The sequence below is a fragment of the Brevundimonas sp. BH3 genome, from assembly GCF_045345115.1.
Lineage (GTDB): Bacteria > Pseudomonadota > Alphaproteobacteria > Caulobacterales > Caulobacteraceae > Brevundimonas.
This window is the reverse complement of record NZ_CP150796.1, coordinates 911,019-923,132: the sequence shown is the minus strand read 5'-3', so window position 1 is coordinate 923,132 and position 12,114 is coordinate 911,019. Positions and strand designations below refer to the sequence as shown.

Genomic DNA, 12,114 nt, shown 5'->3' with positions numbered 1-12,114 from the left:
TGCGAGTATCGGTTTGTGTGCGCGAGTTGTTGCACTTTTGCGGCAGGCCAGTCAGGGTGCATACATGTTCCTCAGAACCTTGTTTGCCCTAGGCCTCATGGCTCTCGCGGGATGCGCCCCGTTACCGAAGGGGCCGCCCCTGATCGGTTACGATCCAGCGCCCTACAGCGACGCGTTTCGGGCTGCGGCGACGGAAGCAGTCATCCGCAGCAAGCTGGGCGAAGGCTTCTACGATGCCTTTGGGGACAAGGCCTATACAGTGGGCACATCCGGGCTATGCGCAGAGGAAACCCTGCAGCATTTCCTGTCGCTACAGCGCGGTTGCGCACTGCTCGGTCCAGGCGACAATCCCGACTGCGGCGAGCCCGACCTTTGCATCATGCTGACGGTAGACAGTGGACTTTTTAAAGATCCTGAGACCAGGTCGGCTGTAGAAGCCGCTTTGCTGCGGCCGTGCGATGCCCTCACTCCGCCTCTAGGCCTTCCATATGGACACTGGCCTTCGGCCATTGGCAAGCCAGCCGCCGCCAGTTGGGGACTGCTCCACTGTGGTGGTCGTCGTCAGGTCATTGGGAGCGATATCGCAGTGCATGAGAACGGTGCCCAGACCGTCATTTTCTTCACTTTTAGCCTCGCTAAAAGGGAAGCAGCGCCTTGGCGATAGGGTCAGCTTCCCACCCTTAAGTGAAATTCCGCTCCCGACCCGTTGCGGCCCTTGGATAAGGTCGGCTTGCGGGACGTTAGAGCGCCCCCGACTCGAAGTTGGTATCTTGGGCTAGCGCCAGCGCCCTATAAGCGTTGATGCGCTCGACCATTCGGTCCGGCGATCCCGGCCACCCCTGGGGCAACGCACCTTCGGCACCCACGAACCGGTTCATACGAATAAGCGTGGTGTCTTTGCTGCCTGGCGCGAAATTGTAACCGATCACCTTTCCGGCCCTCCCTAGGCGGAAGACGAAGAAAGGGTTTACGTCGTGCCAGAGTACCTGTTTCGGGGACCTAACGAAGCCCCCAGTGACCGTGAAACCCGATGGAGCCAACAACAGGCGGTGGGGCCGGATGAGCAGAAATGCGAAAACAACACTGCAGAGGCCAGAGAAAGCGACAGCAAACCAAGAGTTGAAACTCTCGACGGCGGTTTCACTCGGCATCGCGACGGATATGGATAAGAACGCCAAGCTGCTCACCAGTAAGAGCACGCTCTTCCCACGCGAGGATTTGATTTCTTCAGCTTCCATGTGATCCGGCCCCCCGGTCCTTTCACTCTAGCCTCGACATTGCCCGACCGGATGTCCGTTTTCCACCCATGACTGACATTTACTGGGTCAGCTATCGGCCACACCAACCCGCGCTAACCCTCTTGAACTGTTGCGGATAGCGGGCAGGTCGGCCATATCCTACACATGTCCGCATCGACGCCCTCCTCCGCATCGCCCGATCCTTCCATGCTGCACGATCTGGTGGCCGCTGCCCTCAAGGCCGGTGCCGACGCCGCAGAGGCCGCCATGGCCCGCCGCGCCTCGCTGTCGGTCGGGGTTCGTAATGCGGCACTCGAAGATGTCGAGCGCGAGGAATCCACCGATCTGGGCCTGCGGGTCTTTATCGGCAAGCGTCAGGCGACCGTGTCGTCCTCGGACCTGTCGGATGCCACCCGTGGTCGTCTGGTCGAGCGCGCCATCGCGATGGCCAGACTGGCCCCCGAAGACCCTTATGCGTCCTTGGCCCCGAAGGATTTACTGGCCCCCGCGCCGCATGCCGATCTTGATCTGTATGATCCGTCCGAGCGTTCAGCCGAACAACTCGAAGCCGCCGCCATCGCTGTAGAGGCTGCGGCCATGGCCGTTGACGGTGTCTCTCGTTCCGAAGGAGGCGACGCCTCGTGGTCATCCAGCGAATGGCAGATGGTCACGTCGGACGGCTTTGTCGGCCAGCATCGCGGCAGCGTCTTCTCCATGGGCGCAGGCGTCATCGCCGAAAAAGACGGCCAGATGGAACGCGGCGGCGAACACCGCGCCCTGCGCCATCTCGAAGACCTGCCGTCCGCCGAGGAAATCGGCAAAACCGCTGGCGAGCGCGCCGTCGCCCGTGTCGGGGCCCGCAAGATTGCCTCCACCACTGCCCCTGTCATTTTCGACAACCGCATGGCGACACAGGTTCTGTCGCCGCTGCTGGGTGCCATTTCCGGCACCGCCATTGCGCGTGGTTCGTCCTTCCTGAAGGACAGGCTGAACAAGTTGGTTCTGCCCGCGGGAGTGGACCTGATCGACGATCCGCTGCGCCCGCGCGGCCACGGCTCGACCCCGTTCGATGACGAAGGCGTGCGCGTCGAAAAACGCGCCATTGTCGAGGACGGCATCCTCAATACTTGGCTGCTGAACACTGCCTCGGCGGCGCAACTGGGCATGACCACCACCGGCCACGCCTCGCGCGGTCTGGTCGGCCCGTCGGGTGTCTCGGCGCACAATGTGCATCTGTCGGCGGGCGAAGGCACCCTGGATGATCTGATGGCACAGGCCGGAACCGGCCTTTTGATTACCTCCATGTTCGGCCCGTCCATGAACGGCAATACCGGCGACTGGTCTGCCGGTGTCTCGGGCTTCTGGTTCGAAAACGGGGAACGCGCCTATCCGGTCAGTGAAGTCACCGTGGCCGGAAATCTGATCGAACTTTATGCCCGTCTGCAACGCGCAGGCGACCTTCAGTTCCGTCATGCGTTCAACAGCCCGTCTCTTCTGTTCGACAAGGTGGCTATCGCCGGTAAATGACCTCTCTGGATCAAGACCTCGCTCTTATACGTCAGGCCGCCTTCGATGCTGGCCAGATGGCGCTCGACTATCGCGAGGCAGGGCTAAAGGTCTGGTCCAAGGAAAATGCGTCCCCCGTCACCGATGCCGATCTGGCGGTGGATTTCTTTCTGAAGGAACGGCTTTTGTCGGCGCGCCCCGACTATGGCTGGCTGTCCGAAGAAACCGCCGACAGCACAGACCGCCTGTCAAAAAAGCGCATCTTTGTGGTCGATCCCATCGACGGCACCTCGGCCTTCATGCGTAACAAACCGTGGTGGTGTACCCCCATCGCCGTGGTCGAGGATGGCGAGCCGGTCGCGGCGGCCATCTATGCCCCCATGCTGGGCGAGATGTTCGAGGCTACATTAGGCGGCGGTGCCCGTCTTCAGGGCCGCCCCATTACCGCATCGGACACATTACAACTGGAAGAAGCCGAGCTTTTGGCCGATGCCCGTCTGATGGAGGCGCGCGAATGGGACGAGCCATGGCCCCATATGAATTTCTCAAAGCGCAATGCGCTGGCCTACCGGATGGCGCTTGTCGCGGCCGGTGCCTTTGATGCCGCCATTGCCATAAGCCCAAAGTGGGACTGGGATGTTTGCGCCGGATCGCTTATCGCACAGGAAGCGGGTGCTCTGGTCAGTGACCACACAGGCCAGAAATGGCGATTTAATCGCCACGATCCGCGACAAACTAGCATGATTTGTGCCGCGCCTGCGCTGCACCCGTTGATAATCCGCCGTACAGCGCCTATCCCGCTGACCTTCTGACCCCTCATTCGCAAGTGGACCATCTCTCCATGGCCGACACCCATAATCCCCAACTGCTTCACCTCGTCATCGGCGGCGAGATGCGTCACCCGTCGGAGCCGACCTTCCGTGATCTGTCGGAAGTCGAATTCGTTGGTGCCTATGGTTCGTATGACGAAGCCAAGGCTGCCTGGAAGGCTCGCGCACAGGCTACGGTTGATAACGCCCACATGCGTTTCTTCATCCTGCACGCCCACAAGCTGATCGATCCGCGCGGCGACGCCTGATCCTGTCAGGACTGTGATCCGTTCAAAGGGCGGCTGGGGCTAGGGCTTCAGCCGCCCTTGACGTATAGTGGACAATCTACCGCCCGAAAGGCGCATCCGTTTGAGGCTTTCGAATGTCGGATTTCTCAGGTGAAATGCTGTTCGGCATCATATCCATGGTGCTGGCACTGGTCCTGTGGGTGCGCGTTCTGATGAACAAGCGCCACAATGACGACTGGCTCGAAGACCGTCTGATCGAGCGTCAGGAACAGCTCGACAGCCAACGGCGCATAGCTACGCGCCCCCCTGCATCAACACCCGACAAGCACAACGATCCAGCACGAGGTCCGTGGGGTTAGGATATGATCCCGTGCAACTTGTGTTGTGCCGCGCTCGCTGTCTTTGATGCACCCACCGCGGGACAATGGATTCGATTTGAGGGACTGACGACCTATCCGCCACCCTCCGGCTCAATCCATAAATAACGCGATCAGTGATCCAGTTCGCTACGCGCCTGATCGAACAGGTCGAAGAAGCGTTCGCGCACACCCGCCGCAAAGGGGTTGTCGCGCTCGATGGCCTGATAGACGGCGGGGCTGTCGTGGCGGACCATGTCGACGCCCTGCATCAGACGCTCGAAGCTGAGCGTCGTCATGCGGGTGGGCAGCGGCTCCATCTTCAGCAGCACCCGCGCGATCAGATGGGTCAGGCCCTGCACGGTGGCGGCCTCGCGGTCGTGGTCCTCGGGGGTGACGTTGAAGACCTTGAGCGCCAGAACCTTGCGGCACCATGCAGCGGTGCGGCGGGCGTCTTTGGCGCCCCTCACCTCGCACACAGCGATGCGCAGGCCCGCCAAACCGTCCTTGGCCGATTGCGGACCGAACAAAGGATGGGTGCCGACGATACGGACATGATCGGGTAACTGGCGCAGCATGGCCTCGGCCGGTTTGACCTTTACCGAGCCGACATCGATCACCAATGCGCCCGCCGACAGCATGGGCGCGATCTCTTCAAGCGTCTGTTCCAGAATACCGACCGGAACGGCGAGTATCACCACCGGACAGCCCGCCGCCTCAGCTAAGTCAACCTTGGCGGCATGGGCATCATCGGCCTCCATCGCCGGATCAAAGGCGCGCACGTCAAAATGCGGCGACAGGTGCTGTGCCGTCAGTTTGCCGAACGCGCCGTAACCGATCAGGCCGAGGCCGGGGCGTTCACTCACAGCGTTTCCTGGAAGCGGACGGGCTGGCCGTGGGCGGTGCCGATCAGTTCGCCGTCCTGCATGACCACGCGGCCACGGATGATGGTGGCGACGGGCCAGCCGGTGACTTCGCGACCGTCAAACGGGGTCCAGCCGCTGCGGTTGGCCTGCTGGTCGTGGGTGATGGTCTTGGTGGCCTTCATGTCGACAATGGTCAGGTCGGCATCATAGCTGACGGCCATGCGGCCCTTGTTGGCGGTGCCGAACACGCGCTGTGCGCCGCCCGAGGTCAGGTCGATGAAGCGTTCCAGCGACAGACGGCCCTTGTTCACATGGTCCAGCATCAGCGGCACCAGGGTCTGAACGCCCGGCATGCCCGACGGTGAGGCCGGATAGGGCTTGGACTTTTCTTCCTTGGTGTGCGGCGCATGATCCGAACCCAGCACATCGGCCACGCCCTGCTGGATGCCCCACAGCCACAGGGCATCGACGTGTTCCTGCGAGCGGATCGGCGGGTTCATCTGAGCATAGGCACCGAGGCGCTCATAGGCTTCGGGGCCGACCAGCGTCAGGTGCTGGGGTGTGATTTCAACCGTGGCCACGTCCTTGTGGAAGCGCAGGAACTCCATCTCCTCGCGCGTGGTGACGTGCAGGACGTGGATACGCGCGCCGGTTTCCTTGGCCAGACCGACCAGACGGCGCGTCGAGCGGATGGCACTTTCGGCATCGCGCACCTCGGGGTGGCTGGTCCAGTCGCCGGTGCGGGCAAGGCCACGGCGCTCGACCAGACGGTATTCGTCTTCGGAATGGAAGGTGGCGCGGCGCTTGGTATTGGTCAGAACCTTGCGCACGCCCTCGTCGTCGGCGATCAGCAGGTCGCCGGTCGAAGCCCCCATGAAGACCTTGACCCCGCACACACCCGGCAGGCGCTCCAGCTCGCCCAGATGGTCGGCGTTTTCGTGGGTGCCGCCGATATAAAAGGCGTGGTCGGTCCACATGCGATTGCCCGCGCGTTTCAGCTTGTCCTGAAGGGTCGCTTCATTGGTGGTATTGGGCTGGGTGTTCGGCATTTCGAACACGGCCACGACGCCGCCAAGGGCCGCGCCACGGCTGCCGGTCTCTAGGTCTTCTTTCCATTCCAGACCCGGCTCGCGGAAGTGGACCTGAGTATCGATCACACCCGGCAAAACGGTCAGGCCGGTAGCGTCGAACACTTCACCCGCCGAGGCGTGGGACAGGTCACCGATAAAAGCGATCTTGCCGTCGATCACGCCGACATCCGCCTTGCCCCGCCCCGCATGGTTCGCGACCTCACCCCCGCGAACGATCAGGTCATAGGTCTGATTCATGGGCGATTGGGTCATGGGGGAGGCTCCGACAGGCAAGGATTACAGTCGGACCTACTTCTACGCTCTATAGGACGCGAGTGAAAGGCGGAGGTCGGATTACAATGGTGCGGTTAACCGGTTTCCAGAAGCGGGCAGACGGAATGTCGATTAAGGATAGATAGCGGACTTCAAAATCAGGCGGCTTCTTTGATTTCACGCTTCAATGTTTCCCACTCGCGCTTCAAGATGCGCTAGCAAACAGCTTCGTAACCAGAATTCGCAGAGTATTTATCCTCGGCGCTACTCGCGGATAGAAACGCGTATAAGCAGTTCTGAAGCTCTGGGAAGTCGACATCTTCTGGGTTCATAAAGAGCTCAATCTGGGTTCCCGCTTCATAGAACTCTCGTTCACTAGAATGATTAAGGTTGGGCGTAACGCGATAAGACTGAAACTTAGACATAGCCACTCGAAGATCATTGATCCAAGCCTGTCTCATTTCCGATATTTTGATCGCGTGAGAAGATTTCAATTGTCTATTAAAATTTCTAGTTTGCAATCCGATTGTGATTGCAGCCCCCACAAATGCAATCGTCGCGGCACCCAGCGGAACAGCCCATGTCCACGCTTCCATAGTTCCCCCTCCAAACTTCATAGGTCCCATAGAAAAGCTTCAACGAATATCGAAGATCATTGTTCATGTTGGAAACATAGCGCCTACAAGGGCACCTATAACCGTTCACTTAGAGCTCCCAGGCGGGAGCCGTTTTCGCGGGCCGGCTTTGCCGAGGGGCTGGCCAAGGGCAAGGCCATGAACGAGGGCTTCGAGCGCTGTGTGGCCGCGCGCAACTATCGTCAGGTAGAGTTGAATGAGGCCGAGCGGTCCCAGTTCCGCGCCCTGCGCAATGTCGATGACCGCAAGGCATGGCTGTCGAACTTTGCCGCCCAGAACCACGACAGCCGCGCCATCGCCCCGCAACCGTCCAAGGAATGTAAATCTAACGCGCGGGTCACCTGCACGAGTTAATGCTCAGCAACAGATAGCGCGAGGCCAGTGCCCCGCCCTCGAAATGGACAAAGATTCATTTGGTTAGGCTGGAGAGGTGCGGGACAGTTTGTCATGCACCATTTCCTCGTTTGCACGGCGCTTGCCGCATCACTCCTGTCGTTTACTGTGGCTGCACAGGCCCAGAGTGCAGAACAGTATCGTGACGATGCCCTGTCTATCGACCGGCTGATTGACGAAAACTATGCCTATCTGGACCGTTTTGCGGACGGGAAAGCCCCCGCTGGTGCCCGGATGCAAGTCGAGGCCGAAGCGGTCAAAGATGCCCGCAGCCTGCTCCGCTATGCCGAGCGGCGTCTGTCCACGCTGGCCGATCACCATGCGATTACGGGCAGCTCTTTTTCTGACAGTCGCGCCTTGGTGCCAAGCTATTCGGACCTGTGGATCGAGCGGATTGGCGGGGTCTATCGCGTAATGGCTGTGCGTGATGACAGTCCGGCGGACACATCGGGTATCGTTGTTGGCGACAGGGTGGTGCAGATCGACAACCGGCCAGTCGGGCAGGCCGTAGCCGATTTCTGGAGCGATCTGGGTGTTACGCCTCCACCAGAGGGTGAAGCCTATGCGGCGCGGGTGCTGGCGGCGGGTCGGCGTGATCGTCCGCGCATCCTGACGGTACAATCGGGCAATGACGCCCCGCGCACCCTGTCTTTGCCAAGTCTCTATGCTGTCGAACGGGCTGAGCGCGGGCCGGTGACGGTGGCGCGCACCGCCGATGGCCTGACGATCCGCATCAATGATTCACTGGGCGATGATGCCACCCTCGCCGCATTCGATCAGGCCATGCAGCAGGCCCGCGCGGGTGAAACGGTCACGATCGACCTGAGAGACACACCCGGCGGCGGCAATACGGTGATCGCCCGCGCCATCATGGGTTGGTTCGTCAGCGAACCACGCCCCTATCAGGTGCATAGATACATGGCCGAGGAACGCCGCACCTCTATTCCCCGCCAGTGGATCGAACAGGTTCTGCCGCGCGAAGGCCGCCACCACACCGGCCCCGTCAAGGTCAGGGTCGGTCGCTGGACCGGCAGTATGGGCGAAGGGCTGGCCATCGGGCTGGATGCCCTCGGGGCCGAGGTCAGAGGCTGTCCGATGGCGGGACTTTTAGGGGCTATCTATGATTACCGTCTGGAGCATTCCGGTCTGGTCATCAAACTGCCGACCGAGCGGCTTTCGAGTGTATCGGGTCTGCCGCGCGAGCATTTTAGCTGTATCCCCGCCTAGGTTGCTGATCGCGCCTCACGCCCTCAGGAGGCGTGATAGCCCAGCCATGGCTCAAGAAACTCGAAAGTGTTGTCCATGGCAAAGGTCGAGCTGACCGGCAGGGAGATGTGGCCGTATTCTAGCGAGATCTGCCGTTCGGCGTCTTGTTCGCTTCCTCGTTCAACAGCGGCGATATAGAGGGCGGAGGCCAATCCGCTACGGTCCGATCCGGCCTTACAGTGAATCAAGATCGGCTTTTCGGCGCTATCCAGCACACGGACAAGGGCCTCTGCATCTTCGCGGGACAGTTCTCTGTTGGCGGACATGCGGAAATTGACGTGGGTTATGCCCAGCCGTTTTGAAGCGGCAATCTCGTCGTCATACCATTTGGCACCATCGCTCTGGCCACGCAGATTGATCACGGTCTTGATGCCATAGGTCTGGTAATAGCGATCCAGATCATCGCCCTTGGGCTGGGCCGAGCGATAGGCCCGACCTTCCACGACAGGATGAAAATTGCCGCTGATCTGCAAGCCTTGCAGATAGCCCAGAGTAAGGAGCGTCGCAGCAGCAGCGATGCTGATAACCGATATTGCGGCGACCTTGCGCGAGTTCATAGGCGGCTCTGATCCACAATCGAACGCTTGCCGCAAACTCTTATGGTTCGCAGCAACAGCGTCAATTGCCATAATGGGGAGGCGCTGCCTACGCCGCCAGCATCTTGGGATTACATCCGGAACGCGTCTTAGGGTAGTTTCGCGCCTTGCCATTAAAGCAGGAAAGCCGTCCTAGCCGCTCCAAGTGGACAGGCAAGCTCCGCTTAATCTCGCCATGCCGAATACATCATGTGATGCCTGAAGTAGACAAAAGCCCCGACCACAGCCCCCAGCAGGATAAAACCAACAATGCGGATCAAGCTTCCATCTTCCGATGTATAGAGCCCTAAACATGCGCCGCCCAGTGCACCCTGCCCCGTAGAAAACACAAGCGACATTCGCTCAGTGGTCCAACTGGAGGCCAGGATAAAGCTCACCATCAACATCAGGTTGCAAAAGAACGAGCCTGCCGCCCAGAGGATTTGTATGCGCTGCCCCTGATACAGCCCCCGAAGCCCGCGCAGATAAGGGCCAGCACAGCCATACATACCGCCATTAGGGGCGATAAGTTTCGCAAGAGCCGTGTCTCGCATTGCGATCTTACTCCGCCATCTCCGCCAGATATTTCAGCGTCTTTTTGAGGACGCGTTCGGCGGGGAGGTCCATCATGTGCTGGATGTGCTGGTTCAGGCGCGGGTCCAGTTCGCGGTATTCGTCGAGAGTGCGCGGGCCGCGCACGGCGATGCCGTTCCATGGACGCCGTTTGGTGTCGTCGGACGGGCCGAAAACACCGACGGTGGGCACATTGGCGGCGACGGCCAGTTGGGTCCAGACACTGTCACCGCCAACATACAGGGTGGCATGGCGCAGGGCCGCTGCCGTTTGCAGGCGGGTCAGTTTGCCCTGAAGCTCGATCACGCGGTCGCGGCTGACGGCAAAGCGGATGGTGTGGGCGGCATCGCGGTCGGCTTCCTCGCCGACAATCATCAGACGCCCGCCCGCCAGTGGCCCTGACGGGGCCAACAGCACGCCAGCCAGCTTGGAATAGCGTTCGGCGGGCCAGCGCTTGCCGATCCAGTCCACGCCCGGACCAATGGCCAGAATGGGACCGTCCAGAGCCGCAGGCGGAATAAAGCTGTCGGCGATGGCCATGGTTTCGGGCGAGAAGAACAGATGCGGGGCCGGAATTTCATCCAGCTGCATGGCGCGGGCCGCTTCTTCGACCCAGTGCACGCCCGGCACAGATGCGGGGCGCACGGCGCGGCGCTGGCGACGCAACTTGCCCGACAGGTTTGAGCCGCGTTGATCGACCACCAGACCCCAATTGGTATCGCGCACCTGGTTCCATAGTGAGATCCAGTCCCAGCGCCCGTCCTTGTCCAGAACGATCAGGCGGCGCAGGCGCGGCAGGTCAGCAAACAGGGGCGCAGACGCCGCCGAGCCCACCACCGTAAAGTCCGCATGCGGGATCATTTCCACCAGATGCGCCAGCACACCCGAAGACAGGATTGCCTCTTCGGGATCGGCCTCGGCGATATAAAGGATGGGGAAACGCCCGCTCATAGTCCCTGTCTAACGGGATTCTCTCGGGGTTTCTCTGCCTGCCTGCTGAAATAAACGTTATCGGCGGCATTCGGCAAAGATTGCCAAAGCTTCACTTGCTGTCATCGGTCCAGACCCTAGCCTGCCAGCTTCCGGGGGGCCGGAAGGGGTAAAAATGAGCTGGCGAAACAAGAACGCACTTATGGTGGCGGGGGCGGTAGGCCTTGGCCTATTGTGGGCGACCTTTAGCGGGCCGGTATTGAGGCCGCATCTGGCGGGTATCCAGACGCCGTATCTGGCATCGTTTCTGGTCAATCTGTCGGATGTTGTGGTGATGGCCGCACTGGTCATGCTGGCAGCGCGCAAGGGACCACCGGCCTTGTGGAAGATGGCCGGGCTGGCGGTATCGCCCGTCAAGCCGCTGATCTGGGGAGCTATTATTCTGGTGCCTGCCGTGGTGGCCGCCGCGCTGATGGCCCCTGTGGCGTCCGATCTTTCGGCCAATAGCCTGTTGTGGCAGGGCGGGATTTTTCCGCTCATCGAGGAAGTGGTCTATCGCGGGCTGGCGGTCGGGGCGCTGGTGATGTTGGCGCACTGGCGATGGTGGGCGGCGTGTCTGGCCCCTGCCCTGATGTTCGGCATTGTGCATATGGCACAGGGCCAGAACCCGATGGATGCGGCAGGCATTGTCGCCATTACCGCGCTGGGCGGGCTGCTGTTCGGGTGGCTGTTCGTGCGCTGGCACTTTAATCTGTGGCCGCCGATCCTGCTGCATGTGGGGCTAAACAGCCTGTGGATTGTGTTTGCGCTGGGGGAGACCGCGCTGGGTGGCTGGCTGGGCAATGGCCTGCGGCTGGCCGTTGTGGTGGCGGCGATTGTGCTGAGCTGGAAAATGATGCCGCGCCGGTTGCAACAGTAACTCTTCACACGCAGTTTTCGCTCTCTCCGGTTTTCCTGTTTTCGCGGCCTGTTTGCATTGAGGCCTTCGGAGAGAGCTATGGGAAACCGCAGCCTGCGCATGGTCAGCCATGACGCAGAGACTTCATCCCCCATCCCCATCGTGAAGACGGCCACCACAGGGCGCGTGAGCGCCACTGTGTGCGGGCTCACGTCGCCTCCAAGGCGGTTGTGTGAAGCCGACTTCACTGAAAGTTGAAATGGTGTTTTTGGGGCTTAAATTTGCCCTTTCGACAACATCCATGCATAGTGACAAAACTGAAACAGCAATTTCAAAAGACAAGGATGAATATTGTATTGGATAATATGAAAAACATTTTGCAGAGCAACTAAAGCAAATAAAACCACGATTAATACAATACAGAGACACTCAATCCACGTCACTAATAACTATTTATATTTATTCAAACTGATTCTAA

Annotated in this window: 15 protein-coding genes; 8 read left to right on the top strand and 7 right to left on the bottom strand. The window is 60.3% G+C overall.

Annotated elements, in window-relative coordinates; genetic code table 11:
* The first annotated feature begins 64 nt into the window (after window positions 1-64).
* Window positions 65-664, top strand: coding sequence for a hypothetical protein (locus tag WEU32_RS04440; protein WP_406853022.1), 600 nt, complete (start codon window positions 65-67; stop codon window positions 662-664).
* A gap of 76 nt (window positions 665-740) precedes the next feature.
* Here WEU32_RS04440 and WEU32_RS04435 read toward each other — a convergent pair whose 3' ends face one another.
* Entirely contained in the window at window positions 741-1,238 is a 498-nt protein-coding gene (locus tag WEU32_RS04435) for a hypothetical protein (protein ID WP_406853021.1), read from the bottom strand.
* 165 nt (window positions 1,239-1,403) lie between these two features.
* Here WEU32_RS04435 and WEU32_RS04430 point away from each other — a divergent pair, with 165 nt between their 5' ends.
* From WEU32_RS04430 to WEU32_RS04415, 4 genes are all read left to right on the top strand, one after another.
* Window positions 1,404-2,765, top strand: coding sequence for a TldD/PmbA family protein (locus WEU32_RS04430; RefSeq protein ID WP_406853020.1), 1,362 nt, complete (start codon window positions 1,404-1,406; stop codon window positions 2,763-2,765).
* Complete coding sequence (locus WEU32_RS04425) at window positions 2,762-3,556, top strand: 3'(2'),5'-bisphosphate nucleotidase CysQ (RefSeq protein WP_406853019.1); 795 nt, start codon at window positions 2,762-2,764, stop codon at window positions 3,554-3,556. Before WEU32_RS04430 ends, WEU32_RS04425 begins: the two co-directional genes overlap by 4 nt.
* A 29-nt stretch (window positions 3,557-3,585) precedes the next feature.
* Window positions 3,586-3,822, top strand: coding sequence for a DUF4170 domain-containing protein (locus WEU32_RS04420; RefSeq protein ID WP_312139332.1), 237 nt, complete (start codon window positions 3,586-3,588; stop codon window positions 3,820-3,822).
* Window positions 3,823-3,935: 113 nt separating this feature from the next.
* Window positions 3,936-4,160, top strand: a complete 225-nt coding sequence (locus tag WEU32_RS04415) for a hypothetical protein (RefSeq protein ID WP_312139333.1) — start codon at window positions 3,936-3,938, stop codon at window positions 4,158-4,160.
* A gap of 131 nt (window positions 4,161-4,291) precedes the next feature.
* Here WEU32_RS04415 and WEU32_RS04410 read toward each other — a convergent pair whose 3' ends face one another.
* From WEU32_RS04410 to WEU32_RS04400, 3 genes are all read right to left on the bottom strand, one after another.
* Entirely contained in the window at window positions 4,292-5,023 is a 732-nt protein-coding gene (locus WEU32_RS04410; protein ID WP_406853018.1) for a prephenate dehydrogenase/arogenate dehydrogenase family protein, read from the bottom strand.
* On the bottom strand, window positions 5,020-6,351 hold the full coding sequence (locus WEU32_RS04405; protein ID WP_406853490.1) for a dihydroorotase: 1,332 nt from the start codon (window positions 6,349-6,351) through the stop codon (window positions 5,020-5,022). Before WEU32_RS04405 ends, WEU32_RS04410 begins: the two co-directional genes overlap by 4 nt.
* Window positions 6,352-6,581: 230 nt before the next feature.
* A complete protein-coding gene (locus WEU32_RS04400; RefSeq protein ID WP_406853017.1) occupies window positions 6,582-6,992 on the bottom strand; it encodes a hypothetical protein in 411 nt (136 codons plus the stop codon).
* A 147-nt stretch (window positions 6,993-7,139) separates the two neighbouring features.
* On the opposite strand from WEU32_RS04400, the gene WEU32_RS04395 reads away from it, so the two are divergent.
* Window positions 7,140-7,355: a hypothetical protein gene (locus tag WEU32_RS04395; protein ID WP_406853016.1), complete on the top strand. Its 216-nt coding sequence runs from the start codon at window positions 7,140-7,142 to the stop codon at window positions 7,353-7,355.
* Between the two features lie 93 nt (window positions 7,356-7,448).
* Entirely contained in the window at window positions 7,449-8,621 is a 1,173-nt protein-coding gene (locus tag WEU32_RS04390; protein ID WP_406853015.1) for a S41 family peptidase, read from the top strand.
* 23 nt (window positions 8,622-8,644) lie between these two features.
* On the opposite strand, the gene WEU32_RS04385 is transcribed toward WEU32_RS04390, so the two are convergent.
* From WEU32_RS04385 to WEU32_RS04375, 3 genes are all read right to left on the bottom strand, one after another.
* Window positions 8,645-9,217 carry a dual specificity protein phosphatase family protein gene (locus tag WEU32_RS04385; protein ID WP_406853014.1) on the bottom strand — a complete coding sequence of 191 codons (573 nt, stop codon included), beginning with the start codon at window positions 9,215-9,217 and terminating at the stop codon, window positions 8,645-8,647.
* 203 nt (window positions 9,218-9,420) lie between these two features.
* Window positions 9,421-9,789, bottom strand: coding sequence for a hypothetical protein (locus tag WEU32_RS04380; RefSeq protein WP_406853013.1), 369 nt, complete (start codon window positions 9,787-9,789; stop codon window positions 9,421-9,423).
* A 7-nt stretch (window positions 9,790-9,796) separates the two neighbouring features.
* On the bottom strand, window positions 9,797-10,759 hold the full coding sequence (locus WEU32_RS04375; RefSeq protein ID WP_406853012.1) for a glycosyltransferase family 9 protein: 963 nt from the start codon (window positions 10,757-10,759) through the stop codon (window positions 9,797-9,799).
* A 154-nt stretch (window positions 10,760-10,913) separates the two neighbouring features.
* Here WEU32_RS04375 and WEU32_RS04370 point away from each other — a divergent pair, with 154 nt between their 5' ends.
* Complete coding sequence (locus WEU32_RS04370) at window positions 10,914-11,657, top strand: lysostaphin resistance A-like protein (protein WP_406853011.1); 744 nt, start codon at window positions 10,914-10,916, stop codon at window positions 11,655-11,657.
* The last annotated feature ends 457 nt before the right edge of the window (window positions 11,658-12,114 follow it).